The sequence below is a fragment of the Pseudomonas tohonis genome (assembly GCF_012767755.2).
Taxonomy (GTDB): Bacteria; Pseudomonadota; Gammaproteobacteria; order Pseudomonadales; family Pseudomonadaceae; genus Metapseudomonas; species Metapseudomonas tohonis.
In genome coordinates this window covers 1,923,581-1,949,718 of sequence record NZ_AP023189.1, presented here as the reverse complement: position 1 = coordinate 1,949,718, position 26,138 = coordinate 1,923,581, and the positions used below count along the sequence as shown (strand labels likewise).

The window sequence follows — 26,138 nt, the reverse complement described above, 5'->3', positions numbered from 1 at the left end:
TGTCGGGTTGCAACCGACCTACGTTCGATGCCTGGCGCAACACACGACAACACACCTGCTGATGTAACCCGGGCTTCAGCCCGGGTACTCGCCTGCAACCCGGGCCGAAGTCCGGGCTGCAGGGTTCAGGCGTGTAGTTCGCTCAGGGGGATGAAGCGCAGGGCGTCGCCTTCGGCCAGGGTGGTGCCTTCGAGCACTTCCACCAGGCCTTCGGCCCAGGCGGCGCTGCGCAGGACGCCGGAGCTCTGGTTGCGGTAGATCACCGCGCGACCGTTTTCGAGGCGGGCGCGCAGGTATTCGCGGCGGTTGCCCGGCTTGCTCCAGGTGAAGCCGGCCGGTACCGGGAAGCCCAGGGGCGCGACCTTGTCCACGCCGAGGCGGCGCAGCAGGTAGGGCCGGGTCAAGAGGCCGAAGGTCACCAGGGTGGATGCCGGGTTGCCCGGCAGGCCGATCACCGGCACGCCCTGGAAATGACCGAAGGTCAGCGGCTTGCCCGGCTTGATCGCCAGTTTCCACAGCGCCAGCTCGCCCGCTTCACGCAGGACCACGCCGAGGAAATCCGCCTCGCCGACGGACACCCCGCCGGTGGAGAGGATCAGGTCGACGCCGGTCAACTCGCCCAGGGCCTTGCGGGTCAGCTCCAGGTCGTCGGCGAGGATGCCGCCATCGACCACCTCGCAGCCCAGGCGACGCAGCCAGGCGATCAGCAGGGTGCGGTTGCTGTTGTAGATCTGCCCCGGGCCGAGCGGCTGGCCCGGCGCCACCAGTTCGTCGCCGGTGGAGAGCACGGCCACGCGGGGCCGCCTGCGCACCTGCAGGCGCGCGACGCCCAGGGTGGCGGCCAGGCCCATCTCGATGGGGCCCATCAGGGTGCCGGCGTCCAGCACCGTTTCGCCGGTACGGGTCTCCTGGCCCTTGGGGCGTACGTTCTGCCCCGCCTTGAGGGTTTCGAGGAAACGCACGCGGCCATCGTCGAGCACCTCGGCGTTCTCCTGCATCTCCACCGTGTCGGCGCCCTCGGGCAAGGGCGCGCCGGTGAAGATGCGCGCACAGGTTCCCGGCTGCAGCGGGCCGGGGGCACTGCCCGCCTGGATGCGCTGGCTGACCACCAGCGGCTCGCCGGTCCAGTCGGCCAGGCGCAGCGCGTAGCCATCCATCGCGCTGTTGTCCCAGGGCGGCAGGTCGAGCCCGGCCACCAGCGGCTCGGCCAGCACGCGCCCATCGGCATCGGCCAGGGCGACGTCCTCCTGCTCGCGGATCGGGGCCTCCCCGGCCAGCTTCAGCAGCCGCGCCTGGGCCTCCTCCACCGGCATCAGGCCGGGGTGGTCGCAGCCACTCATCCGCGGCTCTCGCAGGCGTCGACGCGGGTCAGGTGCGGCACGAAATTGCAAGGGCGGTGACGGTTGTCCAGCTGCTCGGCGAGGATGCCGTCCCAGGCGGTGCGGCAGGCGTTGGTGGAACCCGGGACGCTGCACACCAGGGTGCGGTTGGCGAGGCCGGCCAGGGCGCGGGACTGCATGGTGGAGGTGCCGATGTCGGCTACCGAGATCTGCCGGAAGTACTCGCCGAAGCCGTCCACCTGCTTGTCCAGCAGGCAGGCGATGGCCTCGGGGGTGCTGTCGCGGCCGGTGAAACCGGTGCCGCCGGTGATCAGCACCACCTGGACCTGATCCTCGGCGATCCAGGTCGCCACCTGGGCGCGGATCTTGTACAGGTCGTCCTTGAGCAGCACACGGGCGGCGAGGCGGTGGCCGGCGGCGGTGAGGCGGTCGACGAAGAGCTGGCCGGAGGTGTCGGTCTCCAGGCTGCGGGTGTCGCTGACGGTGAGGACGGCGATATCGAGCGGCACGAATACCGCCTCGGCCTTGTGGTTCATGGCAGGCTTCCAGTTGTAGGACAGAATGCCCGGTGTTATATCACAGCGCCGCCCCGTCCCGAGAGCCCGCCCATGCCCGGCAACGCCCCCCTTCCCTGCTCTGTCCTGCTGCTCGCCGGCGGCCGTGGCCAGCGCCTGGGCGGCCGTGACAAGGGCCTGGTGGAGTGGCGTGGGCGGCCGCTGATCGCCTGGCTGCACGCCGCGACGCGCGGGCTCACCGACGACCTGATCATTTCCTGCAACCGCAACGCCGAGCGCTATGCGCAGTGGGCGGACCAGTTGGTGGCGGACGAGAGCCCCGACTACCCCGGCCCGCTGGCGGGCATCCGCGCGGGCCTCGCCGCCGCACGCCACGCGCACCTGCTGGTACTGCCCTGCGATGCGCCGCTGGTGGACGCCGCGCTGCTCGATGCGCTGCTGCGCGAGGCCGGCGACCGCCCGGTGATGCTGCACCAGGGCGGCTTCTGGGAACCGCTGTTCAGCGTGCTGCCGCGCACGCTTCTGCCGCAGATCGAGCACGCCTGGCAGTCCGGCGAGCGCAGCCCCCAGCGCATCCTCCGCACCCTCGACCCGATCGCCGTGGAATGCCCGGTGGGCGACCCACGCCTGGCCAACCTGAACACCCCGGACCTGCTGGAGACTCCGCGCGGGTCGGCATGAATTGCAGCGGGCTTCCGGAACTTTGCCGGCCGGTTTTCCGTCAGAGCCCGAGAACCTCCCGTTCATTCATCAAGGAGATGGAAGATGAACCAGCGGATCATTCCCGCATTCGTGCTCGCGCTCGGCCTGGTCACCCTGGCCGGCTGCTCGTCCCCCACCGTGATCACCCTGAACGACGGCCGCGAGATCCAGGCCGTGGACAAGCCCGATTACGACGATGACTCCGGCTTCTACGAGTTCGAGCAACTCGACGGCAAGCGCGCCAAGGTCAACAAGGACCAGGTCCGCACCATCAAGGAACTCTGAGCCCCACCCGGCGACCTTCGCGGTCGCCCGGCCAAGCCCGCCGCAAGCCACCTTGCGGCGGGCTTCGTTTTTTCCGCCCCGCCATGGGCAGCGCCCTGGACACCGCGGCAGCCCTGCCCGCTAAAAAAATTTCAGCTAACCCCTTGTCGACCAAAAAGTTTTCTGTAGAATGCGCGCTCATTCCACGGAGCGTAGCGCAGCTTGGTAGCGCGTCTCGTTCGGGACGAGAAGGTCGCTGGTTCGAATCCAGTCGCTCCGACCAAATCCCGAAAAACCCGCCTTGATAGGCGGGTTTTTTATTGCCTGCGAAAAAGCCCCCCCTCTCCTTCCGCAAAAAAGAAGCCCGATGCACAGGCATCGGGCTCTGTCGTACAGGGCGTCGCTACGCTCGATCCTCCTCCATCAATGGGCGTTGGCCGCGGCGCCGGGCTTGGCGCCGAACGGCGGCCTGGCGAGCCAGATGAGCAGGATCAGTCCCATGCAGACCCAGCCGATCATGGTGAAGTAGTCGATGGTCGACATCATGTACGCCTGCCCGGTGACGATGTGGTCCAGGGACGCGGCGTTCTGCTGGCTCATGCCGCCCATCTGCTCCAGCACCTGCCGGGTGCCCGGGTCGTAGGTGCTGATGTGCTCGGTGAGGTAGGCGTGGTGCTGGTCGGCGCGGCGTATCCAGATCCAGGTGGTGAGCGAGGCCGCGAAGCTGCCGCCCAGGGTCCGCAGGAAGGTGGCGAGGCCCGAGCCGTCGGCGATCTCGTTCTGCGGCAGGTCCGAGAGCAGGATGCTGAGGATGGGCATGAAGAACAGCGCTACGCCGAAGCCCATGAACAGCTGCACCAGGGCGATGTGCAGGTAGTCCACCTCGGTGGTGAAGGACGCCCGCATGAAGCAGCTGGCGCCGATGGCGAAGAACGCCAGGCTGGCCAGCACGCGCAGGTCGAAGTTCTGCGCATAGCGCCCCACGAACGGCGACATGATCACCGGCAGCAGACCGATGGGCGCCGCCGCCAGGCCGGCCCAGGTGGCGGTGTAGCCGAGCTGGGTCTGCAACCACTGCGGCAACAGCAGGTTGATGCCGAAGAAGGCCGCGTAGCCGCCCACCAGCGCCAGGGTGCCGGCGCTGAAGTTGCGATGGCGGAACAGCCGCAGGTTGACGATGGGGTGGCGGTCGGTGAACTCCCAGATGATGAACACCGCCAGGGCGATGACGGCGATGACCGTGCCGCCGACGATGAAGTCCGACTCGAACCAGTCCAGGTCGTTGCCCTTGTCGAGCACGATCTGCAGCGCCCCGACACCGATCACCAGGGTCGCCAGCCCCATCCAGTCCATGGGCTCGCGCTTGAGCGCCACCGGCCGCTTGCGCAACTGCTGGTAGACCACGAAGGCGGCGAACAGGCCGATGGGCAGGTTGATGAAGAAAATCCACGGCCAGCTGAAGTCGTCGGTGATCCAGCCGCCGAGAATGGGCCCGGCGATGGGCGCCACCACCGTCACCATCGCCAGCAGCGCCAGGGCCATGCCCCGTTTCGCCGGTGGATAGATCGACAGCAGCAGGGTCTGGGTGATCGGGTACAGCGGCCCGGCGACGAAGCCCTGGAGGGCGCGGAAGCCCACCAGGCTGTTCATCGACTGGGCCACGCCGCAGAGGAACGACGCCAGCACGAACAGCAGCGCGGCGCCGATGAACAGGCGCACCTCGCCCACCCGACGACTCATCCAGCCGGTCAGCGGCAGGGCGATGGCGTTGCTCACCGCGAAGGAGGTTATCACCCAGGTGCCCTGCTCCGAACTCACCCCCAGGTTGCCGGCGATGGTCGGCAGCGCCACGTTGGCGATGGTGGTGTCGAGCACCTGCATGAAGGTCGCCAGCGACAGGCCGATGGTGGCCAGCACCAGGTTCGGCGGGGTGAAGCTGGCTGCTGCGTTATCGCTCATGGTCGCAGTCTCAGCGCTGCGCGGTCTTGTGGGTGGCATCCGGGCCGTTGGCGTGGATCAGCTGCTCGATCAACTGGTCGGCTTCCGCCAGCTGGCGCTGGTACACGTCGGTGGCGAACAGCGGCTTCTTCGGTGCCTGCTGCGCCAGGGACGGGCCGCTCTGGTCGTGCAGGTCGACCTTGACGTTCATCGACAGGCCGATGCGCAGCGGGTGCTCCTTGAGCTGCTCGGGGTTGATGCGGATGCGCACCGGTACGCGCTGGACGATCTTGATCCAGTTGCCGGTGGCGTTCTGCGCCGGCAGCAGGGAGAAGGCGCTGCCGGTGCCGACGCCCAGGCTGTCCACCGTGCCGCTGTACTTAACGTCGCCGCCGTAGAGGTCGGACTCGATCTCCACCGGCTGGCCGATGCGCATGTTCTTCAGCTGGGTTTCCTTGAAGTTGGCGTCGATCCACACCTGGTCCAGGGGGATGACCGCCATCAGCGCGGTGCCGGGCTGCACGCGCTGGCCGAGCTGCACGGTGCGCTTGGCGACGTAGCCGGTGACCGGTGCCACCAGGGTGGCGCGGGCGTCTTCCAGGTAAGCCTGGCGCAGGGTGGCGGCAGCGGCCTTCACGTCAGGGTGGGAGGCGATCACAGTGTCGTCCACCAGCGCGCGGCTGGTATTGAGCTGCTGCTCGGCGCTGGTCAGGGCGCTCTGCGCGGAATCCAGGGCGTCTCGGGCGTGGGCCAGTTCCTCCTGGGAGATCGCGCCATCCTTGGCCAGGTTGCGACGGCGGTCGAAGTCTGCCCGGGCCTTCTGCAGGGCGATCTTCTTCGCCGCCACCTCGGCCTTGTAGCCATCCACGCTGTTGTAGAGCCCGCGCACCTGGCGCACGGTGCGCGCGAGGTTGGCCTCGGCCTGCTGCAGGCCGATCTCGGCGTCGCTCGGATCGAACTGCACCAGCACCTGGCCTTCGTGCACCAGGTCGCCGTCATCGGCGCCGATGCTGGTGACGGTGCCCACGGTCTGCGGGGTGATCTGCACCACGTTGCCGCCGATGTAGGCGTCGTCGGTGTGCTCGCTCCAGCGGCCGAAGAGCTGCTCCCAGGCGAAGGCAAGGGCGGCGACGATGAGAATCACGGCGAGCAGGATGAGGAGCATCCGCTTGCGCTTGGGGTTGCCTTGGACGGCGGTTTCCGAAGTCTGGGTGGTCATGGTCTGTGCCTCGTTCATTCAGCGGCAGCCGGGCGGGCGCCCTGGGCGAGCGGAGTCGGTTCGGGTTGGAAGCCACCGCCGAGGGCCTGCACCAGGCGCACGGAGGTGTCGATCTGCTGGACGTCCAGGCTGGCCAGCTGGCGTTCGGTGACCAGCAACTGCTGCTCGACGCTGAGGGCGTCCAGGTAGTTGCCGATGCCTTCGCCGTAGCGGCGCATGGCGAGGTCGTAGTTCGACTTGGCGATATCGCGGGCCTGGCGCTGCACCTCGATCTGCTGCGCCAGTGAGCGCAGCTGGCTGAGGTCGTCGCTGACCTCGCCGAGGGCGGCCACCAGGGTCTTGTTGTACTGGGCCACGGCCAGGTCGTAGTCGGCATCCACGCCCGCCAGGTTGGCGCGCAGGCGGCCGCCGTCGAACACCGGCAGGGAGATGGCCGGCGCCACCTGGTAGAAGCGGCTGTCACCCTTGAACAGGTCGCCGCTGCTCAGGGCGGCGAGGCCGACCATGGCGCTGAGGTTGAGGTTGGGATAGAAGCCGGTCTTGGCCGATTCGATGCCCTTGCTCGCCGCCTCGACGCGCCAGCGCGCGGCGATCAAATCCGGGCGGCGGCCGAGCAGCTCGGCCGGCAGGTCCGACGGCAGCGCCAGGGCGGCGGGCTGCAGGACAGCGGGACGCTGGATGCGCTGGCCACGGTCGGGGCCCTGTCCCAGCAGCACGGCGAGGGTGATGCGATCGCTGTCGATCTGCTGCTCGGCGGCCAGCAGTTGCTGGCGTGCGGCAGCCTGCTGGGCCTCGCTCTGCTGCAGCTGCACCTTGCTGTCCAGGCCGGCGGCCAGGCGCTGCTTGCTGAGGTTGTAGAGGTGCTCGGAGCGCTTGAGCTCCTCCTCGGCCAGGTCACGGGCGACGAAGGCGTAGGCGAGCTGGCTGTAGGCGCGGGCGACGCTGGCGGATAGGTTCAGGCGCGCGGCCTGCTGGTCCACCTCGGCGGCGCGGGCCTGGCCGAGCGCGGCTTCCCAGGCGGCGCGCTGGCCGCCCCAGAGGTCGATGTCGTAGCTGAACCCAAGGGACAGGTACTTCACGGCCGCATAGCTGCCGCCGATGGGCGCGGGCACCACGCTCTCCGGCGCGCGGGCACCGGAATAGCTGGCGCTGGCATTGACGCTGGGCATGCGCGCGGCGTCCTGCGCCTGGGCCTCGGCCAGGGCCTTGCGGGTACGGGCGGTGGCCACCTGCAGGTCCGGTGACCCGGTAAGGGCTTCGTCCATCATGGCGTCGAGCTGGGCGTCACCCAGTTGCTTCCACCAGTCCTGGCGCGGCCAGGCGGCGGCGCTGAGAGGCGTGCCCGCCAGGCTGCGCCCGGCCTCCAGGGCGGCGGCATCGAGAGTCCTGCCCTCGGGCTCCAGGCCGCTGGAGCTGGCGCAGGCGGCCAGCGCCAGGGCGGCGCCGAGCACCAGGGCGCTACGCCCCAGGCGGGCCGTGCGGCGGTATTCATTCATGGTCGGTCGCTCCGAGCGGCGCGCACGGGTCGCGCCCTTGCAGGATCTTGCCCAGCAGGCCCACCAGGGTGCGGAGTTCCTCGCTGGTCAGCGGGCTGGTGAGTTCGTTCATGGCGTCGGCGACGATCTCCGGCATCTGCCGGCTGATGCGCAGGCCGTCCTCGCTGAGGGCCAGGCGCACGCTGCGGCGATCCTCCGGGCAGGGCTTGCGCAGCAGCAGGCCCTTCTTCTCCAGGCGATCGAGCATGCGGGTCATGGAGCCGCTGTCCACCGAGAGCTCGCGGCACAGGTCGGCCGGGGTGTTGGCGCGGTCCATGTAGATGAACATCAGCACCTTGAACTGGGCGGAAGTGATGTCCAGGGGCGCCAGGTAACGGTCGAGCAGGCGGTCCTTGAGCAGCGCGGAACGCCCGATGTACTGGCCGATGGAGCCGGTGAAGGGGTAGTCGGCGGGGCTGTAGTGCTTCATTGGCTAATATCTGCCTAGGCAGTAACTGACTGGGCAATCATACGAGCGATGAAACATTTGGCAAGGCATTCACTGTTGCATTGGATCGACAATCCGTTCCCTGAAAGGGGGATTGATCGGCAGGAAAGCAGTCAGCACGGGGCGCGGTGACCCGTGAAGCGGGAAAGGCTTGGGGGAGGCAACCGACCAGCGGTCAGTGTTCGAGGAAGGCGGCGACCTTGGCGGCGTCGAAGGGCCAGTCCAGCTCGGCACCGGTATCGCAGCGACGCAGCACGGGAATGCGCAGGGCGTAGTCGTCCATCCATTCCTCGCGGTCGGCGATGTCCATCAGCTCGACCATCAGGCCATGCTCGACGAAGGGCATAAGCACGCCCTCCGCCACTTCACAGAGATGGCAACCCAGGGTGCCGAACAGGCTGCATTCGGGGAGCATCGCCACGCGCCTCGCCAATCAGGAAAGGCGCGGATTCTAGCACGCCTCAGGCCTGGGCCGAGTCGTCCCTGGCGGTGGCCGGCAGCAGGTTCTGCAGCCCGTCCAGCAGCTTGCTGTTGAAGGCCTGGGCCTTGTCCAGCTGGTTGTCGCTGAGGCGCTCGTTGAGCGAGAAGCCGCCGTTGAGCAGGTCCTGCAGCGTGCCCTTCGGGTCGTCGGAGAGCTTGGCGGCGTTCCTCAGCGCCTCGAGCATGCCCTTGGCATAGTCCTGCAGCGAGGTGTTCACCGCGCTGGCCGGCTGGCCACCCTCCTGGGCCACGGAGCCGTAGGTGCTGGTGGCCTTGACCGTGGTCTGGGTCAGGTTGAGCGACATCGAGGCCAGCTGGTCGCCGTTCATGTCCAGGGCCAGGGCGCGGTCGAAGGCGCCGTTGAGGTCGCCCGAATAGAACTTGCTGGAGATGTCCTGCACCTGGTCGAGCAGGTCGTTGAGCGCGGCCTTCTCGTCGTCGTTGAGGTCGCCGTCCACCTGCACCTTCCAGCCGCCGATCTGCAGGCTGCCAGATTCGGATTTGACGCTGGTGGCGCTGTTGCCGTCCTTGCCGGAGCTCGTCGAGGAACTCTTCGACCAGTCGGCCGAGGCCTGGGCGATGGAGATCTTCACCTTGTCGCCTTCCTTGGTGGTCACCTCCATGTCGAAGGTCGAGGAACGCGCGGAGAAGCTCTGGCTGGAGCTGCCGACGCCCGTGCTGCCGGAAGTGCCGGTGCTCGGTGTCTTGCCATCCAGGCCGAGGGAGCTGGCCAGGTTGTCGAGGCCGTCCTGGATCTTGCCGAAGGTGTCCTCGATGTCGCTGGCGATCTTGCCGCCCAGCACACCCAGGCCCTGGAGGATCTTCTTCGCCTCGGCGAAGCCCTTCTCCACGCCTTCGCGGGCCTGGTCGAGCATCTTCTGCAGCTTCTCGGGGTCGGCGCCCTTGGCCGCCTCGGCCTGGATGCGGCCCCCGACGAAGTCGAGGATGCGCCCGGCCACCTTGTCGGGCGTGTAGTCGTCCTGGGTCTTGCCGGCCAGGCTGCCGGGCTCGACACCCAGGCGCTGGGCGACGCGGTTGGTCAGCACGTTCTGCGCGTTGGTGGCATTACGGGTCGCGCTGTCGATCTTGTTCAGATAACTCGGGCGCGTGGTTGCGGAAGCCAGGGAATCGAGAGTCTTCATAGCGGCAGTCCCGGAAAATCGGATGTACACCGATTTGACGGCATCCCCCGGGAAACCTTGAGAACGAATCCATCACCCGCCGATGGACGGCAGCGACCGATATTGACGTCAGGAGTTCGGCGTGCCCGATACAGCGACACCCGCCGCCTGCAGCAGCACGGCAGCCGCGTCCCTGGCCTCCAGCGCCTGCTGCGCGGGCCCCTGCATGTGGGCCATGGTGATCGCCCCTTCCATCAGGTACTGAAGCTGCCGCGCGAGACGCTCGGGCTCCGAGACCTGCAGGCGCTCCAGCGCCGAGCGGAAGTGCTGCTCGGCATTGGCCTTGTGCAGTGCGGCGACGCGGTGGATCGGGTGCTCGCGGTCATGGAACTCGGCAGCGGCGTTGACAAAGGCGCAACCGAAGAACTCGCTGCCGTGGAGCAAATGGTGCAGGCCATCGAAGACGGCAAGGATCGCCGCCGCCGGCGACAGGTTCTCCAGCGCCCAGGCCATCAGTTGGCGGCTCGGCTCCAGCCGCTGGCGCAGCGCCGCCTCGATCAGCTCTTCCTTGGACTTGAAGTGCTTGTACAGCGTCATCTTCGCCACCCCGGATTCCGCGAGGATGCGATCAATGCCGGTGGCGTGGAAACCGTCGCGGTAGAACAGCGCGATGGCAGTGTCGATCAACTGATCGCGTTTGCTCGAAGCCATGTGGAACCTCCTGACCGGCGCATTATGCGTATCCGCCCGCACCGGCTCAAACCCGCATCGCATCGGCCTGCGAGGCACGCGACGCGGTTGGCGCTTGAAATATACAGACCTGTCTGTCTAATATCCAGCCGCACAACCACAACCAGGGTCTCCCCCATGCAGCTCCATGACTTCCCGCTTTCCGGCAACTGCTACAAGGTCCGTCTGTTCCTCGGCCTGATCGGCCAGCGCGCCGAGATCGTCACGGTCAACCTGGCCGCCGGTGAACAGAAGCAACCGGCATTCCTCGCCCTCAATCCCCGTGGCCAGGTGCCCGTGCTGGTGGAAGATGGCCAGGCGCTGGTGGACTCCCAAGCCATCCTCGTCTACCTGGCACGCCGCCATGCGCCCGACTGGCTGCCCGATGACGCGCTGCAACAGGGACGCATCGCCAGTTGGCTGAGCTTCGCCGCCAACGAACTGCATCACGGCCCGGCCAGCGCACGGGTGATCAAGCTGTTCCGCCGCCCGGGCGACCTCGAGGCCACCCAGGCCAAGGCGCGCCAGGTGCTGGCCGTGGTCGAGCTGCAACTGGGCAGCCACGCCTGGCTGGCCGAGGGCGCGGCCCCCAGCATCGCCGACGTCGCGCTGTACCCCTACCTGGCGCTGGCCGAGGAAGGCGGCGTGGAACTCGCGCCCTACCCGCACATCCGCCAGTGGTGCAACCGCATCCGCGCCCTGCCCGGCTACGTCGAACTGCCCCGCCTCTGAACACCTCCGCCACTGCAAGGAAGCCCCCATGCGCCTGCTCCGCCTCCTCCTCACCGGCCTGCTGCTGGCCGCCAGCCCCTTCGCCAGCGCCCAGGGCCTGCGCTTCGCCCTGGTGAAGACTTCCCACGCCGAGACGCTCGACGCCTTCACCATGGAGGGCGGCCAGTGGACCAGGACCGTCGCGGTCAACCACACCGCCGTGCTCATCCAGCACCACGCCGCCACGCTGCTGCTGGACACCGGCCTGGGGCGCCAGGTGGATGCCCAGTTCCAGGGCGACATGCCCTGGTGGGACAAGCCGCTGTTCAAGTACGAGGACGTCGTCCCCGCGCGCGAGCAACTGGACCGCGACGGCATCCGCGTCGACCGCATCCTCCTCACCCACGCGCACTGGGACCACGCCTCGGGCCTGGCGGACTTTCCCGAGGTGCCGGTCTGGGCGCCCTGGGCGGAGATCGAGTTCAGCCACATCGCCGCGCCGCCGGCGGTGCTGCCCAGCCAGTTCACCCACGAGATCCTCTGGCGGCCCTTCGACTTCCAGCCCGAGCCTTACATGGGGTTCGACGAGAGCCTCGACCTGTTCGGCGACGGCAGCCTGGTCCTGGTGCCGCTCACCGGTCACACGCCGGGCTCGGTGGGGCTGTTCCTCACCCTCGACGACGGTCGCCGCTTCTTCTTCACCGGCGACACCAGCTGGCGCCTGGAAGGCTTCACCGGGCCCCACGAGAAGTTCTGGGTCAGCCGCCGGATGGTGGACAACGACCGCGACGGCACCCTCGCCCAGCTCCGGCGCGTTCACGACCTGCTGCAGGCCGAGCCGGAGCTGACCGTGGTGCCGGCCCACGATGCCGCCGTGCAGGACCGCCTCGGCTACTACCCGCAGTGGGTGCAGTGAGGGCGACCAATGTCTAAATGACGATTGTGTTACCGGATGCTTAATTCCACTCGTTGTAACGGGGCGGCCCAACCGCCCCGCAACCCCAACGAGGAGACAATAACAATGAGCAAGACCTCGCTCGCGCACGCCATCGCCCTGGCTGCGCTCAGCACCGGCCTCACCCTGCCCGGCCTCGCCCAGGCCGAATTCCTGAAAGACAGCAAGGCCAGCGTCGAACTGCGCAACTTCTACTTCAACCGTGACTTCCGCCAGGACGGTGCCGCCCAGTCCAAGGCCGAGGAGTGGGCCCAGGGCTTCCTGCTGCGCTACGAGTCAGGCTTCACCGAAGGCACCATCGGCGTCGGTGTCGATGCCATCGGCGCCCTGGGCATCAAGCTCGACTCCAGCCCGGACCGCACCGGCACCGGCCTGCTCAAGCGCGATCGCGAAGCGCCCAACCGCGCCCAGGACGAATACGGCGAAGTGGGCCTGACCGCCAAGCTGCGTGCCTCCAAGAGCGTGCTCAAGGTCGGAACCCTGCTGCCCAAGCTGCCGACGGTGCAATACAACGACTCGCGCCTGCTGCCGCAGACCTTCCAGGGCGGCCACATCAACTCGATGGAAATCGACGGCCTGACCCTCGACGCCGGCCAGCTCAAGCAGGTGAACCAGCGCGACTCCTCGGACTACGAGGACATGACCATCACCAACAGCCGCGTCGCCGCCACCGGTGCCGGCGGCGCCCGGGGCATCACCTTCCGCGGTGGCCAGACCAGCGACGAGTTCAACTTCGCCGGTGCCACCTACAAGTGGAACGACAACCTCGCCACCGGCTACAACTACGGCAACCTGGACGAGTTCTACAAACAGCACATCTTCACCGTCCTGCACACCCTGCCGCTGGGTGACAAGCAGTCGCTGAAGAGCGACATCCGCTACGCCCGCTCCACCGACGAAGGCAGCAGCAACGTCGACAACAAGGCCTTCGGCGCCATGTTCACCTACGCCCTGGGCGGCCACGCCTTCGGCCTCGGCTACCAGAGCATGAGCGGGGATACCGGCTACGCCTACATCAACGGCACCGATCCCTTCCTGGTCAACTACGTGCAGATCGGCGACTTCGCCGCCAAGGACGAGAAGTCCTGGCAGGCGCGCTACGACTACAACTTCGCCGCCATGGGCATCCCCGGCCTGACCTTCATGACCCGCTACCTGTCCGGCGACAACGTCGACCTGGGCGCCGGCCGCCCCGAAGGCAAGGAATGGGAACGCAACACCGACATCGCCTACGTCTTCCAGGACGGCCCGCTGAAGAACCTCGGCGTGAAATGGCGCAACGCGACGGTGCGCTCGACCAACTTCGGCAACGACATCGACGAGAACCGCCTGATCGTCAGCTACGTGGTGCCGCTCTGGTAGTCACCCGCCGTGCAATGAAAAAGCCCGCCATATGGCGGGCTTTCTTCATCCTGCGATCCCGTCCGGATGACGGAAGCGCATCAATCCTGGCTGGTCGCGCCGATCTTGTGGATCGACAGGTCCGCGCCGTAGTACTCCTGCTCCTGGGACAGGCGGATGCCCAGGGTCTTCTTCAGCAGGCCGTAGACCAGGAAGCCGCCCACCAGCGCCACCAGCACGCCGAGGCCGGTGCCGATCAACTGGCTCACCAGGCTGACGCCCCCCAGGCCGCCGAGCGCTTCCTGCCCGAAGATGCCGCAGGCGATGCCGCCCCAGACGCCGCACAGGCCGTGCAGCGGCCAGACACCCAGCACGTCGTCCAGCTTCCATTTCACCTGGGTCGCGGTGAAGGCCCAGACGAACAGGCCGCCCGCGATGGCGCCGGTGGCCAGGGCCCCCACCGGGTGCATCAGGTCGGAGCCTGCGCAGATCGCCACCAGCCCGGCCAGCGGGCCGTTGTGCAGGAAGCCCGGGTCGTTGCGCCCCACCAGCAGCGCGGCGACCGTGCCACCGACCATCGCCATCAAGGAATTGACCGCCACCAGGCCGCTGACGCCTTGCAGGGTCTGCGCGCTCATCACGTTGAAGCCGAACCAGCCGACGATGAGGATCCACGAGCCCAGCGCCAGGAAGGGGATATTCGACGGCGCGAAGGCCACCAGGCGGCCATCGCGGTAGCGGCCGTCACGGCGCCCCAGCAGCACCACCGCGCCGAACGCCAGCCAGCCTCCCACCGCATGCACCACCACGGAGCCGGCGAAGTCGTGGAAGCCCGCGCCGAAGCTCGCCTTCAGCCAGTCCTGCAGGCCGAAGTTGCCATTCCAGATCAGCCCCTCGAAGAAGGGGTAGACGAAGGCCACGATCAGTGCCGTGGCGCACAGTTGCGGGCCGAAGCGGGCGCGCTCGGCGATGCCGCCGGAGATGATCGCCGGGATGGCGGCGGCGAAGGTCAGCAGGAAGAAGAACTTCACCAGCGCGTAGCCGTGGTCCGCCGCCAGCTCGCCGGCCGGCTGCAGGAAGGTCACGCCGTAGGCCACCCAGTAGCCGATGAAGAAGTAGGCCAGGGTGGAGATGGCGAAGTCCGAGAGGATCTTCGACAGGGCGTTGACCTGGTTCTTCTGGCGCACGGTGCCCACTTCCAGGAACGCGAAGCCGGCGTGCATGGCGAGCACCATCACGGCGCCCATAAGGATGAACAGGGTATTGGAGCCGTGGATCAGGGTTTGCACGGCACTGTTGAGGTTTTCCATTGGCAGGAAGGCTCCGGCAGGGAAAAAGCACCAATACGGGTCAAATCGCGCCGGACGCGCACCACGCTGAAGCCATTACGCCCCCGAACGGGTCGAGGCTGGTGGCCATAACGGGGCGACGCGGTGGAGACGGCAGTTTGAATTTTCAGGCTTTCTCTTTGTTTTTCATGTGCTTGCCAGGATTCGACGGCCCTGTCGAAGCCCCGCGTGACGCCCGATAACGGGGCATGGCGACGCTCTGGCGCACCAGGGCATTGCAAGCGCCATACCAGCGCCCGGGCGCAAATATCGCCGGAACCTAAAGCCTGCGCGGCGACTCACAACTACCAAGCCTTCCCAGCCCTCAAGGAGATTCACGCCATGCCACGCAAGACTGCAAGCCGCGCTCAGGACGACCTGTTGACCGAATTCCAGGCCCTCGTCGGCGACACCGAGAAACTGCTGCAGCACACCGCCAGCCTCGCTGGCGACCAGGCCGAAGAGTTGCGCCTGCAGATCCACGAATCCCTCAAGCGCGCCCGCGAGACCCTGCACCTGACCGAAGAGAAGATCGTCGACAAGGGCAAGGCCGCCGTCGCCGCCACCGAGGACTACGTACAGGAACATCCCTGGCAGACCATCGGCCTCTCCGCCGGCATCGGCTTCCTCCTCGGCCTGCTCGCCTCGCGTCGCTGAGCATGGAGCCGGGAATGGAATCCGGCCCGCAGAGCGCGGGCCAAGGCCCCTCCCCGCGGCGCCTCGGCGCCGCTTTCCTCGGCCTGCTGCACAGTCACGTCGAGCTGTTCGGCATCGAGTTGCAGGAGCAGAAGGCCAACACCCTGCGCCTGCTGCTGTTCGCCGGCCTGTCGCTGATATTCGCCCTGCTGCTGCTGGTGGCGCTCTCCACGCTGCTGCTGGTGATCTTCTGGGACACCGCGCGGCTCGAGACCATGGGCGGCCTGTGCCTCTTCTACTTCGTGCTCACCCTCTACTGCGCCTGGCGCCTGAAACAGGCCGTGGACGATGAGTCCTCCCCCTTCTCCGCCACGCTCGAAGAGCTGGCCCAGGACCGCGAGCGCCTGCTGCCATGAGCCTGCCCGAAACGCACCGCACCACCTCCCGCCGCGAACTGCGCAAGGCGCTGGTGCGCCTGCGCCTGGAGATGCATCGCCAGGAGATCCGCCACGAAACCCTGGTCCTCACCCAGCCGCTGCGCCGTGCCAAGGGCATCGCCAGCGGCTGGCAGCAGCAACTGGGCACCCTGCCCCATGCACCCCTTTGGGGCATCGCCGGCGTCGCCGCGCTGGGCTTCTTCGCCGCCCGTAGTGGCAATTTGACTCGATTGCTGCGCCTGGGTACCACGCTGCTGCCCTTGCTGGGCGGAGCCTGGCGCCGTTCTGACGTCAAACCGCCGTCTACCACCAAGGTCTGATCGTAGGACAAGCTGGCCACATTCTTGCTTTGGGAGGGAGCCGGTCGCAGCCGGCTCCCTCCGCGTCGTTTCGGCGAGCGCGTGCATTTCGGGCCAGCCCTAAGGAGTCACCGTGATAGACGGGCAACCGCTTGCCTGCTTCCAGCCGTTCATCGACACCGCGACAGGACGCATCGCCGGGGTCGAAGCCCTGGGACGCCTGCGCCAGGATGACGGCCGGCTCCTGTCGGTCGGCCCGCTGTTCGCCGATTCCAAGGTGCCACCAGCAGCCCTGCGCCGCCTCGACCGGGAGATCCGCGAAGACGCCCTCGCACGCCTGCACCAGGCCCCAGCGGACTGGTTCCTGAGCATCAACATCTCGCCGCGCTGGATCAGCCGCCTGCACCCCGGCCAGGCGCTGCCCAGCCTCAAGCAACTGGAACGCAACGGCGTGGCCCCCGAGCGCATCGTCTTCGAGATCACCGAACTGGGTGGCGCCAGCCAGCGCCTGCCGGACGTGGTCGCACGCTACCGCCAGGCCGGCGCGCGCATCGCCATCGACGACTTCGGCGCCGGCTACTCCCAGCTCGACCGCGTGCTCGCCCTGCAGCCGGACATCCTCAAGCTCGACATGCAGCTGTTCCAGGCCGCCGCGCGTGGCGGCCCCAGCGGCGAGGTGGTCAAGGCCCTGGCGCAGATGGCCGAGAAGACCGGTTGCTGGATCATCGCCGAAGGCGTGGAGACCGAGGCCGAGCTGGACTTCGCCCTGGAATGCGGTGCCCGCTACGTGCAGGGCTACCTGTTCGCCAAGCCGGAGCTGGAGTTCTTCGCCGCCGACGCCTTCGTCGACCGCTTCGCCCAGCTGCGCGACCAATACGTACAGCGCAAGCTGGCCGAGCGCGCGCGGCTGATGACCATGCGCCAGCAGCTCACCCTGCTGATGAACCAGCTGCGCACCTGGGCCGAGGGCAACGCGCCGCTCTCCTCCCTGCCCTCGCCCGAGCACTACCCCTGGCTGCTGCGCATCTACCAGTGCGACCGCAACGGCACGCAGCTCACCCCGAACCTGGAATGGAATGGCCAGGCCTGGCACGAAGATGCCCGCTACCAGGGCCACAACTGGTCCTGGCGGCCGTACTTCTATCACCTGCTCGCCGAGGGCTGGGAAGAGCGCCGGCTGACCCTCTCCAGCACCTACCGCGACGCCACCACCAACCAGTACTGCCTGACCGCCGGCCAGTTCATCGACAACGGCGGCCGCTTGCTGCTGGTGGACATCGACGCCGCCGGCCTGTGACCCCCGGCGCCCGCGGGAACTCCGACACGCGCCCCGGGGTCCCCTTGCGGCGCTGCGCGTTAACCGGGAAGCTAGCCCCCTTCAGCCACTGAACGGCGAGGACTGGCGTTGGACTGGCAGACACTGCTCACCCGTGAACGGCTCGGCAAACCGGTGCACAGCACCGAGGAACTGGGCCGCAGTTCGTTCCACAAGGACCATGACCGCATCATCTTTTCCGGGGCGTTCCGGCGCCTGGGGCGCAAGACCCAGGTCCACCCCGTCTCCAGCAACGACCACATCCACACGCGCCTGACCCACTCCCTGGAGGTCGGTTGCGTGGGCCGTTCGCTGGGCATGCGCGTGGGCGAAGTGCTGCGCGATGCGATGCCGGACTGGTGCGACCCGGCCGATCTCGGGGTGATCGTGCAGTCCGCCTGCCTGGCCCACGACATCGGCAACCCACCCTTCGGCCACTCCGGCGAAGACGCCATCCGCCACTGGTTCCAGCAGGCGTCCGCACGCGGCTGGCTGGACGCCATGAGCGACACCGAGCGTGCCGACTTCCTCAGCTTCGAAGGCAACGCGCAGGGCTTTCGCGTCCTCACCCAGCTGGAATACCACCAGTTCGACGGCGGGACGCGACTGACCTACGCCACCCTCGGCACCTACCTCAAGTACCCCTGGACGGCCCGCCATGCCGAGGCCCTGGGCTACAAGAAACACAAGTTCGGCTGCTACCAGAGCGAACTGCCGCTGCTGGAGCAGATCGCCCAGAAGCTGGGCCTGCCGCAGCTGGAGGAACAGCGCTGGGCGCGCCATCCGCTGGTCTACCTGATGGAGGCGGCGGACGACATCTGCTACGCACTGATCGACCTCGAGGACGGCCTCGAAATGGAGTTGCTCGACTACGAGGAGGTCGAGGCGGTGCTGCTCGGCCTGGTGGGCGACGACCTGCCGGAAACCTACCGGCAACTGGGCCCGCGCGACTCGCGGCGGCGCAAGCTGGCGATCCTCCGCGGCAAGGCCATCGAGCACCTGACCAATGCCGCCGCACATGCCTTCGTCGACCAGCAGGACGCGCTGCTCGCCGGCACCCTGCAGGGCGACCTGGTGGAGCACATGCACGGCCCGGCCAAGCACTGCGTGCTGCGCGCCAAGGCCATCGCGCGGGAACGCATCTTCCAGGACAAGCGCAAGACGCTCCACGAGATCGGTGCCTACACCACCCTGGAGATCCTCCTCAACGCCTTCTGCGGCGCGGCGCTGGAGCAGCACGGCGGGCGCACCCCCTCGTTCAAGAACCGGCGCATCCTCGACCTGCTCGGCAACAATGCCCCCGACCCGGCGTGGCCGCTGTACCGCTCGTTCCTGCGGGTCATCGACTTCATCGCCGGGATGACCGACAGCTACGCCACGGAAATGGCCCGCGAGATGACCGGGCGTTCCAGCCCGGTCTAGGGTTACCAGGCCGCCCGCAGCCGGGCGGCCGCTGCAAGGAGTCACGACAGATGCGCAAGGCGCTCAGACAAAGCATGCACTGGCATGCCGGCCCAGCAGCCTGGGGGCCGGCCGCCATCGCCGGCCTGGGCTGCGGCCTGCCGCTGATGCTGGGTCTGTTCACCGCCCATACCGGCTTCCTCTGGGCCGCCACCGGCGCCTTCCAGGCCGCCCTGGCCAACCCCATGCACCGCTTCGGCATGTTGCGCATGCTGCTGCTCACCCTGCTCGGCGCCCTCAGCGCGGGGGTCGGCTTCTGGGCCGCCAGCCATCCCCTGCTGAGCCTCGCCAGCTTCGCCCTGTGGGGCTTCCTCCTGGCACTGCTGCAGCGCTACGGCACCGAACTGGGCAAGCTCGGCGTCGGCCTGGCGGTATGCCTCTGCCTAGGCCAGGGTCAGGCCGGCAGCGGCAGCCTCAACAATGGCCTGGCGGTGGGGGCGCTGTTCGCCATCGGCGGGCTCTGGGTGATGCTGCTGGCGTTCTTCCTGCGTGGCATGCACGGGCTGCGCCTGTGGCCCCTGCTCCCACGCCTGCTCGGCTTCAGCCGTGTACTGCGCCGCCACGCCGCGCGGCTGCCCCGGCGGCTGTGGTGGATCCACGCGCTGGCCTGCACGCTGGCCATCGCCCTGGCCGGCCTGGCCGCCAACCTCACCGGCATGCCGCGCGGCTACTGGCTGACGCTGACGGTGGTGACCACCCTGCAGATGGAACTCGACAGCAGCCTGGTGCGCGGCATGCAGCGCGGCCTCGGCACCCTGATCGGCGCCCTGCTGCTGATCCTCTTCGGCCACTGGCTGCAGAGCCCGGCGCTGCTGGTGGCCTGCATGCTGCCGCTGATCGTGCTCAGCCGCGCCTTCATCGCCCAGCACTACGGCCTGTTCGTGGTACAGACCACCGTCTGCTTCGTGCTGCTATCCGAAAGCCTCGCCCGCGACTGGCACCTGCCCGAGGTGCGCCTCTACAACAGCCTGCTGGGCTGCGCCCTGGCACTGCTGATGGCCTACGCCGCGCACCGGGCGCGCCTGCGCTGGGGCGAGCGCAAGGTCGAAGCCCCGATCTCGCCCGTCACCAACCAGGCACCACGACCCGTCCAGGAATAGGCCAGCCGCCGGCGCCCGGGTCCGCAGCGCGAGAAAAGGGATTGTGGGGGGATCGATGGCGACGCACCGGCCAGGGTGCGCGGCCATCCTGCGCTTCACACCAGTTCGTTGCGATTGGCGAATTCGACCAGCTCGATCAGCGAGCGCGAGTTGAGCTTGAGCAGCAGGCGCGACTTGTAGGTGCTCACCGTCTTGTTGCTGATGAACATCTCGCTGGCGATCTGCTTGTTGGTGTAGCCGTTGGCCAGGTACTTGAGCACCACCAGTTCGCGATCCGAGAGGCGTTCGATCATCTCGCTGTCGTCGGGCATGCCGCCCTGGCGCTTGCCGGTACGGATGACCTCGCTGGGAAAATAGCTGTAGCCGGACAGCACGGCGCGCACCGAGGCGGTCAGCTCGCCCAGGTCGCCTTCCTTGCAGACGAAGCCCGCGGCGCCGGCCTGCATGCAACGGGCGGCGTAGTGGCTGGGGTTCTGCCCGGTCAGTACCAACACCCGCAAGGGCAGGTCCAGCGAGCTGATGCGGGCGATCACATCGAGGCCACCGAGCTTGGGAATGCCGATGTCGAGGATCACCAGGTCGGGCAGGTGGTCGCGAGCCAGGGCGATGGCATCGACGCCATTGTCCGTCTCGGCGACCACCTCATACCCTTCCCGCGTCAACACCAGGCGGACAGCCAGCCGGATGACGGGGTGGTCGTCGACGATCAGAACCTTGCGCGGCGACTCACCGCCTGCGCGAATGAATGCATCCAGGTCTACGAGTTTGCTCACCTTGCGTCTCCATCTACGGTGATTCGGAGCTGCCAAGATAGAGGGGCATCCGAGCCTGTCGAGCACGCCGGAGGCGCTGGAGGTGCTTCCAGACCTGCCGCTCAGAAACTTGAGACAACTCCTACGAAGTCCTAGAGAAAACAACGGCACGGCGCGTCGAATGGTCGTGCGGAGCGATGATCGGACGCATTGCCCTCACCCCTGCCGGAAGACTTCGCACAGCGTCGGACGCCAGGGCGTGCGCCACGGTCGCCAGGACGATAGATGCCAGCGGCGCGTGACCATCCGACCGGGGCGCTATTTATTTCGCCGCGCTGGCACAGCCGTCCAAACGCTCATCTATTCTCCATGCGGGTCTTTTCCTAGACAGGGATCGAGGAGCTTCGGGCAATGCCGTACAAGCCGGTCGAACGCCGTTTTCCGTTGCATGTCCATATCAGCCTGCTGTTCACCCTCCTGTTGCTGATGACCGGCATCGTGCTGGGAATCTTCAACTACAGGCAGACCAGCCAGATCATCCTCTCCAGCAGCGACACGCTCTTCGAGCGCATCAGCCAGGACGTCGAGACCGACCTGGAAAACACCTACCGCCCCATCCACCACCTGCTCAACCTGCTGGCCCTCAACCCCGGCACCCAGCGGTACGCCGGCTACCAGCGCCAGGAGCTGCTGTTGCGCGGCTTCGCCCAGGCGCTGCGCGACAACCCCAAGCTGGCGTCGCTGTATGTCGGCTACGACGACGGCGACTTCTTCATGGTGCGCCCGCTGCGCACCGCCGAACTCAAGCAGCGCTTCGACGCCCCCGAAGGTGCCGCCTACCAGCTGTGGAGCATCGAGCGCGACAACCTCAACCGGGCCCGCTCCGAGTCGCTCTACTTCGACGCGAACCTGGAGCTCATCAGCCGTCGCCAGGAGCTCAACGAGCGCTACGACCCGCGCAACCGCCCCTGGTACTCGCGCGCGCTGGAACAGGGCAGCCTGATCACCACCCGGCCCTATGTGTTCTTCTCCACCGGCGCGGTCGGCACCACCCTCGCCCAGCCCGCCGGCGACGATGCGGTGATCGCCGCCGACCTGACCCTGAACGACCTTTCCGCCACCCTTGCGCAGCACCGGGTCACCCCCTCCACCCAGGTGCTGCTGTTCTCGCCGGACGGCCACGCGGTGGCCTACCCGGACATCTCCCGGCTGATCGTGCGCATCGACGACAAGCCGCAGCTGGCCATGGCGCGCGACCTCGACCCCGCCGTCGCCGCACTGATCGACATGGGCCTGACCCAGGACCAGCGCACCACCCTGGAGTTGACCAAGCGCCGCTGGGTGGTATCGCAGAACCGCCTGCTGGCGGGCGGCCCCGAAGGCCTCTACCTGGCGTTGCTGGCGCCGGAGGACGAGCTGCTGGCGGACGCCTATCGCATCCGCTGGCAGGGCGCGGTGCTGACCCTTGGCATTCTCCTGCTCTGCATCCCCATCGGCTGGCTGCTGTCGCGGGTGCTGGTCAAGCCGCTGAGAGCGCTGGTGGCCGAAGCGGAGGCCATTCGCAGCTTCAACTTCAATATCCCGACGATGGGCCGCTCGCCGGTGCTCGAGGTGGACCAGCTGGCCGTGGCGATGGCGAAGATGAAGGACACCCTGGCCAGCTTCCTGGAGATCACCGCGAGCCTCTCGGCCGAGAACCGCTTCGACGCCCTCCTGCGTCGCGTGCTGGAGGAGACCGTGACCATCAGCGAAGCCTCCGGGGGCTTCATCTACCTGCTGGACGGTGCCAGCGGCCGCCTGGAGCCCAGCGGCCTGTTCCTCGGCGGCAGCGAGCACAACCTCGAAGACCACGGCCTGCGCAGCCACGCCCTCGACGAAGCGGGGTTGCCCGACTGGCTGCGCCTGCCGGCGAGCGGGGGCGTCAGCCAGGTGCGCTCGTTCGGCTTCGACCAGGCCGGCGACCTGCGCCAGGTGCTGCAGACCCTGGAGAGCCCACGGGTGCACATGGTCAGCACCGGCCTGCACAACCGCCAGGGCGAAACCGTCGGTGTGCTCGCGCTCCTGCACCGCGACACCGGCGACAGCGGGGAGCCGGCCATGCTCAGGCCCGAACGCATCGCCTTCGTCGAAGCCATCTCCGGGGTTGCCGCGCTGTGCATCGAGAGCCAGCGCCTGCTGGAGAAACAGAAGCAGTTGCTCGACGCCTTCATCCAGCTCATCGCCGGCGCCATCGACGCCAAGAGCCCCTACACCGGTGGCCATTGCCAGCGCGTGCCGGAGATCACCCTGGCGCTGGCCCGCGCCGCCGCGGCCAGCGACGAGCCGCCCTTCCGCGACTACACCCCCAGCGACGAAGACTGGGAGGCCCTGCACATCGCCGCCTGGCTGCACGACTGCGGCAAGGTCACCACCCCCGAGTACGTGGTGGACAAGGCGACCAAGCTGGAAACCCTCTACGACCGCATCCATGAGGTGCGCATGCGCTTCGAGGTGCTCAAGCGCGATGCCTGGATCACCTACTGGAAGGCCGTGGCCGAAGGCGCCGACGCATCCACCCAGGCCGGCCTGCGCGACGCATTGCTGGCGACGCTGGACGAGGAGTTCGCCTTCATCGCCCGCAGCAACCTGGGCGGTGAATTCATGGCCGAGGAAGACCAGCAGCGCCTGCGGGGAATCGCCGCGCGCACCTGGAGCCGGACCCTGGACGACCGACTCGGCGTGTCCTGGGAGGAAGGCCAGCGCATGGCCCGCACCCCGCCGCGCCCGCTACCGGTGGACGAGCCGCTGCTGGCCGACCGCCCCGAACACCTCCTGGAGCGGCCGGAAAGCGAGCGCATGGCGCCCGACAATCCCTGGGGATTCAAGCTCGACGTGCCCACGCACAAATTCAACCGTGGCGAGCTGCACAACCTCTCCATCGCTCGCGGCACGCTGACGGCGGAAGAGCGCTACATCATCAACCACCACATCGTGCAGACCATCCTCATGCTCGATCGCCTGCCCTTCCCGCCGCACCTCAAGGGCGTGGCCGAGATCGCCGGCGGCCACCACGAGAAGATGGACGGCAGCGGCTACCCGAAACGCCTGAGTCGCGAGCAGATGAGCCTGCCGGCACGGATGATGGCCATCGCCGATATCTTCGAGGCGCTGACGGCTGTGGACCGCCCCTACAAGAAGGGCAAGACGCTGTCCGAGGCGCTGGGGATCATGGTCGGCATGTGCAAGGGCGCGCACATCGATCCGGAACTGTTCGGCCTGTTCATCCGCTCCGGCGTGTACCGCGACTACGCGGAGCGCTTCCTGCGGCCCGAGCAGATCGACGCGGTGGACGAGGGCGCGATCCTGGAGCGCGCGGGGCCGGGCAACTAACCCTTCCGGCGCCACGGTGTCGGGTTGCAGCCGACCTGCCAGGTCGCGCCACACCGGTGGTCAATCGCAGGCATGAAAAAGGGGCGCATCAAGCGCCCCTCTTCAATACCGCCGGGATCACTGGTTGATCGGGTTTTCCGGGTACCAGACATCCACCAGCGGACTCAGGGTGAAGCTGGCCAGCTCGCTGCGGCCCTTGAGCCAGGCTTCCAGCTTGCCGCGCTGCTCCTCGCTGACCGAGCCGCGCTTGGACAGGCAGACGAAACCGTAGTCGTCACCGCCGACATAACCCAGGCCGTTGCCCTGGATCGCGTCGTCGATGAACTGATCGAGGAAGCTTTCCAGCTCCGCTTCGGCCAGCCCGTCCTTGTAGGTCAGGCTCAGCTCGCAACCCAGCTCCTGGAATTCATCGACGCAGAGCTTCTTTCGCAGGCGGCGGGAACGATTTGTGGCCATCAGGCAATCCTCTTCATGTGTTCAAGCGCGGCACTCTAGCAGTTTCATCGCCACCTTGCCCGCCCGCGTGGCGGAACGGCGCAACGGCGGGCCACAGCGGCCAGGTGCGAGCGGTCAGCAGCACGAGCGCCCGGGGAATGCTTACGGCATAATGCGCGCAATTTCCCGAACACGTTGTGGGAACCTGCCATGCATAACTGCGTTACTCGCCCTCGTGCGGAGGGCCTTCGTTGATGTTCAAGTCCATTCGTATCCTTGCCCTGACCGGCCTCCTTCTTCCTTTCGCCCAGCCGGTCCTCGCCATCCAGGTCAACTCCACCCTGCCGGCCAAGGTCCAGCAGGCCCTGAAGAAGAACAAGATCCCGCAGAACTCCCTGTCGCTGGTCACCCTGCCCCTGACCGGCCCCGGCGCGCAGACCATCTTCAACGCCGACGTCTCGGTGAACCCGGCTTCCACCATGAAGCTGATCACCACCTATGCCGCCCTGGAGCTGCTCGGCCCCACCTACCAGTGGAAGACCGAGTTCTACACCGACGGCACCCTCAAGGACGGCGTGCTCAACGGCAACCTCTACCTCAAGGGTGGTGGCGACCCGAAGCTGAACATGGAGAAGCTCTGGCTGCTGATGCGCGACCTGCGCGCCAACGGCGTGCTGAAGATCACCGGCGACCTGGTGCTCGACCGCAGCCGCTTCGTGCACCCGCAGCTGCCGGCCTTCAACGATGACGGCGGCGACGAGAACAAGCCCTTCCTGGTCGGCCCCGACTCGCTGCTGGTCAACCTCAAGGCGCTGCGTTTCATTGCCCGCGCCGACGGTGGCCGCGCCAGCGTCGCCGCCGAACCGCCCATCGAGAGCATCCGCATCGACAACCAGATCAAGGTGACCAAGGCGGCGCCCTGTCCCGCCTGGCCGGACGTGCGCTACAACCCGGTGACCCAGTTCGACGGCACCACGGTGATCGCCAGCGGCAGCCTGCCAGACGGCTGCAGCGCGCAGACCTACCTGTCGCTGCTCGACCACCCCGCCTACGCCGCCGGCGCGGTGCGGGCGATCTGGAAGGAACTGGGCGGCAGCATCCTCGGCAAGGACCGCCTGGCCGGCGTGCCCAAGGACGCCAAGCTGCTGGCGCGCGCGTTCTCCCCGGACCTGGTGGAGATCATTCGCGACATCAACAAGTACAGCAACAACACCATGGCGCAGCAGCTGTTCCTCAGCATCGGCGCGCAGTTCCGCAACGACGCGGACGGCGACGACGCCAAGGCCGCGCAACGGGTGATCCGCGCCTGGCTGGCGAAGAAGGGCATCACCGCGCCGCACCTGGTGATGGAGAACGGCTCCGGCCTGTCGCGCCAGGAGCGGGTCAGCGCGCGGGAGATGGCGACCATCCTCCACGCCGCCTGGCAGAGCCCCTATGCCGCTGAGTACATCGCCTCGCTGCCGCTGGTGGCGATGGACGGGACCATGCGCAAGCGCCTGCGCCGCACGCCCATGGCGGGTGAAGCGCACATCAAGACCGGCACCCTGAACACGGTGCGCGCCATCGCCGGTTTCAGCCGCGACAACAGCGGCAACACCTGGGCGGTGGTGGCCATCCTCAATGACCAGCGCCCCTGGGGAGCGTCCTCGATCCTCGACCAGGTGCTGCTCGATCTCTACGGCCAGTCCAGGCGCTGAGTACCACCCCG

The 26,138-nt window shown here is 67.6% G+C and carries 25 protein-coding genes and 1 tRNA gene; 14 read left to right on the top strand and 12 right to left on the bottom strand.

Annotation, left to right across the window (positions count from 1 at the left end; genetic code table 11):
* Positions 1-125 precede the first annotated feature (125 nt).
* Positions 126-1,340, bottom strand: a complete 1,215-nt coding sequence (locus HSX14_RS09020) for a molybdopterin molybdotransferase MoeA (RefSeq protein ID WP_173173725.1) — start codon at positions 1,338-1,340, stop codon at positions 126-128.
* Positions 1,337-1,876, bottom strand: coding sequence for a molybdenum cofactor biosynthesis protein B (gene moaB, locus HSX14_RS09015; protein WP_173173724.1), 540 nt, complete (start codon positions 1,874-1,876; stop codon positions 1,337-1,339). Before moaB ends, HSX14_RS09020 begins: the two co-directional genes overlap by 4 nt.
* 72 nt (positions 1,877-1,948) lie before the next feature.
* On the opposite strand from moaB, the gene mobA reads away from it, so the two are divergent.
* The 3 genes from mobA to HSX14_RS09000 all read left to right on the top strand — a co-directional run bounded on the left by mobA (position 1,949) and on the right by HSX14_RS09000 (position 3,104).
* Entirely contained in the window at positions 1,949-2,536 is a 588-nt protein-coding gene (mobA, locus tag HSX14_RS09010) for a molybdenum cofactor guanylyltransferase MobA (RefSeq protein WP_173173722.1), read from the top strand.
* Between the two features lie 84 nt (positions 2,537-2,620).
* Positions 2,621-2,842 (top strand): YgdI/YgdR family lipoprotein, encoded by a 222-nt coding sequence (locus tag HSX14_RS09005; RefSeq protein ID WP_021219560.1) that lies wholly within the window; start codon positions 2,621-2,623, stop codon positions 2,840-2,842.
* A 185-nt stretch (positions 2,843-3,027) separates the two neighbouring features.
* Positions 3,028-3,104: transfer RNA gene (locus tag HSX14_RS09000), tRNA-Pro, on the top strand.
* Between the two features lie 140 nt (positions 3,105-3,244).
* Here the strand turns inward: HSX14_RS09000 and HSX14_RS08995 are convergent.
* The 7 genes from HSX14_RS08995 to HSX14_RS08965 form a co-directional block, all read right to left on the bottom strand.
* Entirely contained in the window at positions 3,245-4,780 is a 1,536-nt protein-coding gene (locus tag HSX14_RS08995; protein WP_230428044.1) for a DHA2 family efflux MFS transporter permease subunit, read from the bottom strand.
* 10 nt (positions 4,781-4,790) lie between these two features.
* On the bottom strand, positions 4,791-5,978 hold the full coding sequence (locus HSX14_RS08990; protein ID WP_173173718.1) for an HlyD/EmrA/EmrK family protein: 1,188 nt from the start codon (positions 5,976-5,978) through the stop codon (positions 4,791-4,793).
* A gap of 14 nt (positions 5,979-5,992) precedes the next feature.
* Complete coding sequence (locus HSX14_RS08985) at positions 5,993-7,474, bottom strand: efflux transporter outer membrane subunit (protein WP_173173715.1); 1,482 nt, start codon at positions 7,472-7,474, stop codon at positions 5,993-5,995.
* Positions 7,467-7,943 carry a MarR family winged helix-turn-helix transcriptional regulator gene (locus HSX14_RS08980; protein ID WP_173173713.1) on the bottom strand — a complete coding sequence of 159 codons (477 nt, stop codon included), beginning with the start codon at positions 7,941-7,943 and terminating at the stop codon, positions 7,467-7,469. Before HSX14_RS08980 ends, HSX14_RS08985 begins: the two co-directional genes overlap by 8 nt.
* A 193-nt stretch (positions 7,944-8,136) precedes the next feature.
* The gene (locus HSX14_RS08975) at positions 8,137-8,376 is read right to left on the bottom strand and encodes a glutaredoxin family protein (protein ID WP_173173711.1); all 240 of its coding nucleotides are present in this window, start codon (positions 8,374-8,376) and stop codon (positions 8,137-8,139) included.
* A gap of 46 nt (positions 8,377-8,422) precedes the next feature.
* Entirely contained in the window at positions 8,423-9,583 is a 1,161-nt protein-coding gene (locus HSX14_RS08970) for a DUF5610 domain-containing protein (protein WP_173173709.1), read from the bottom strand.
* 108 nt (positions 9,584-9,691) lie between these two features.
* Positions 9,692-10,273: a TetR/AcrR family transcriptional regulator gene (locus HSX14_RS08965; RefSeq protein WP_173173707.1), complete on the bottom strand. Its 582-nt coding sequence runs from the start codon at positions 10,271-10,273 to the stop codon at positions 9,692-9,694.
* Positions 10,274-10,429: 156 nt separating this feature from the next.
* Between HSX14_RS08965 and HSX14_RS08960 the strand changes: the two genes are divergently transcribed.
* The 3 genes from HSX14_RS08960 to HSX14_RS08950 all read left to right on the top strand — a co-directional run bounded on the left by HSX14_RS08960 (position 10,430) and on the right by HSX14_RS08950 (position 13,319).
* Positions 10,430-11,023 (top strand): glutathione S-transferase family protein, encoded by a 594-nt coding sequence (locus HSX14_RS08960; RefSeq protein WP_173173704.1) that lies wholly within the window; start codon positions 10,430-10,432, stop codon positions 11,021-11,023.
* Positions 11,024-11,051: 28 nt separating this feature from the next.
* Positions 11,052-11,918 carry an MBL fold metallo-hydrolase gene (locus HSX14_RS08955; RefSeq protein WP_173173703.1) on the top strand — a complete coding sequence of 289 codons (867 nt, stop codon included), beginning with the start codon at positions 11,052-11,054 and terminating at the stop codon, positions 11,916-11,918.
* 105 nt (positions 11,919-12,023) lie between these two features.
* Positions 12,024-13,319 (top strand): OprD family porin, encoded by a 1,296-nt coding sequence (locus HSX14_RS08950; RefSeq protein ID WP_173173699.1) that lies wholly within the window; start codon positions 12,024-12,026, stop codon positions 13,317-13,319.
* A gap of 80 nt (positions 13,320-13,399) precedes the next feature.
* Here HSX14_RS08950 and HSX14_RS08945 read toward each other — a convergent pair whose 3' ends face one another.
* Entirely contained in the window at positions 13,400-14,608 is a 1,209-nt protein-coding gene (locus HSX14_RS08945) for an ammonium transporter (protein WP_173173697.1), read from the bottom strand.
* A gap of 360 nt (positions 14,609-14,968) precedes the next feature.
* Between HSX14_RS08945 and HSX14_RS08940 the strand changes: the two genes are divergently transcribed.
* The 6 genes from HSX14_RS08940 (at position 14,969) to HSX14_RS08915 (ending at position 19,874) form a co-directional block, all read left to right on the top strand.
* On the top strand, positions 14,969-15,283 hold the full coding sequence (locus HSX14_RS08940; RefSeq protein WP_111263984.1) for an ElaB/YgaM/YqjD family protein: 315 nt from the start codon (positions 14,969-14,971) through the stop codon (positions 15,281-15,283).
* Between the two features lie 14 nt (positions 15,284-15,297).
* Positions 15,298-15,678, top strand: a complete 381-nt coding sequence (locus tag HSX14_RS08935) for a phage holin family protein (protein WP_228723563.1) — start codon at positions 15,298-15,300, stop codon at positions 15,676-15,678.
* Positions 15,675-16,019, top strand: coding sequence for a hypothetical protein (locus HSX14_RS08930; protein ID WP_173173693.1), 345 nt, complete (start codon positions 15,675-15,677; stop codon positions 16,017-16,019). Before HSX14_RS08935 ends, HSX14_RS08930 begins: the two co-directional genes overlap by 4 nt.
* A gap of 112 nt (positions 16,020-16,131) precedes the next feature.
* On the top strand, positions 16,132-17,295 hold the full coding sequence (locus HSX14_RS08925; RefSeq protein ID WP_173173691.1) for an EAL domain-containing protein: 1,164 nt from the start codon (positions 16,132-16,134) through the stop codon (positions 17,293-17,295).
* Between the two features lie 108 nt (positions 17,296-17,403).
* Entirely contained in the window at positions 17,404-18,735 is a 1,332-nt protein-coding gene (locus HSX14_RS08920; RefSeq protein ID WP_173173689.1) for a deoxyguanosinetriphosphate triphosphohydrolase, read from the top strand.
* A gap of 50 nt (positions 18,736-18,785) precedes the next feature.
* Positions 18,786-19,874 carry an FUSC family protein gene (locus HSX14_RS08915; RefSeq protein WP_173173687.1) on the top strand — a complete coding sequence of 363 codons (1,089 nt, stop codon included), beginning with the start codon at positions 18,786-18,788 and terminating at the stop codon, positions 19,872-19,874.
* A 95-nt stretch (positions 19,875-19,969) separates the two neighbouring features.
* Here HSX14_RS08915 and HSX14_RS08910 read toward each other — a convergent pair whose 3' ends face one another.
* Positions 19,970-20,617 (bottom strand): response regulator, encoded by a 648-nt coding sequence (locus tag HSX14_RS08910; RefSeq protein WP_445009248.1) that lies wholly within the window; start codon positions 20,615-20,617, stop codon positions 19,970-19,972.
* A 420-nt stretch (positions 20,618-21,037) separates the two neighbouring features.
* Between HSX14_RS08910 and HSX14_RS08905 the strand changes: the two genes are divergently transcribed.
* A complete protein-coding gene (locus HSX14_RS08905) occupies positions 21,038-23,995 on the top strand; it encodes an HD domain-containing phosphohydrolase (protein WP_173173683.1) in 2,958 nt (985 codons plus the stop codon).
* A gap of 117 nt (positions 23,996-24,112) precedes the next feature.
* Here the strand turns inward: HSX14_RS08905 and HSX14_RS08900 are convergent, their stop codons facing one another.
* Entirely contained in the window at positions 24,113-24,451 is a 339-nt protein-coding gene (locus HSX14_RS08900) for a YggL 50S ribosome-binding family protein (RefSeq protein ID WP_111263992.1), read from the bottom strand.
* A 233-nt stretch (positions 24,452-24,684) separates the two neighbouring features.
* On the opposite strand from HSX14_RS08900, the gene dacB reads away from it, so the two are divergent.
* Complete coding sequence (gene dacB / locus HSX14_RS08895; protein ID WP_173173681.1) at positions 24,685-26,127, top strand: D-alanyl-D-alanine carboxypeptidase/D-alanyl-D-alanine endopeptidase; 1,443 nt, start codon at positions 24,685-24,687, stop codon at positions 26,125-26,127.
* Positions 26,128-26,138 lie beyond the last annotated feature (11 nt).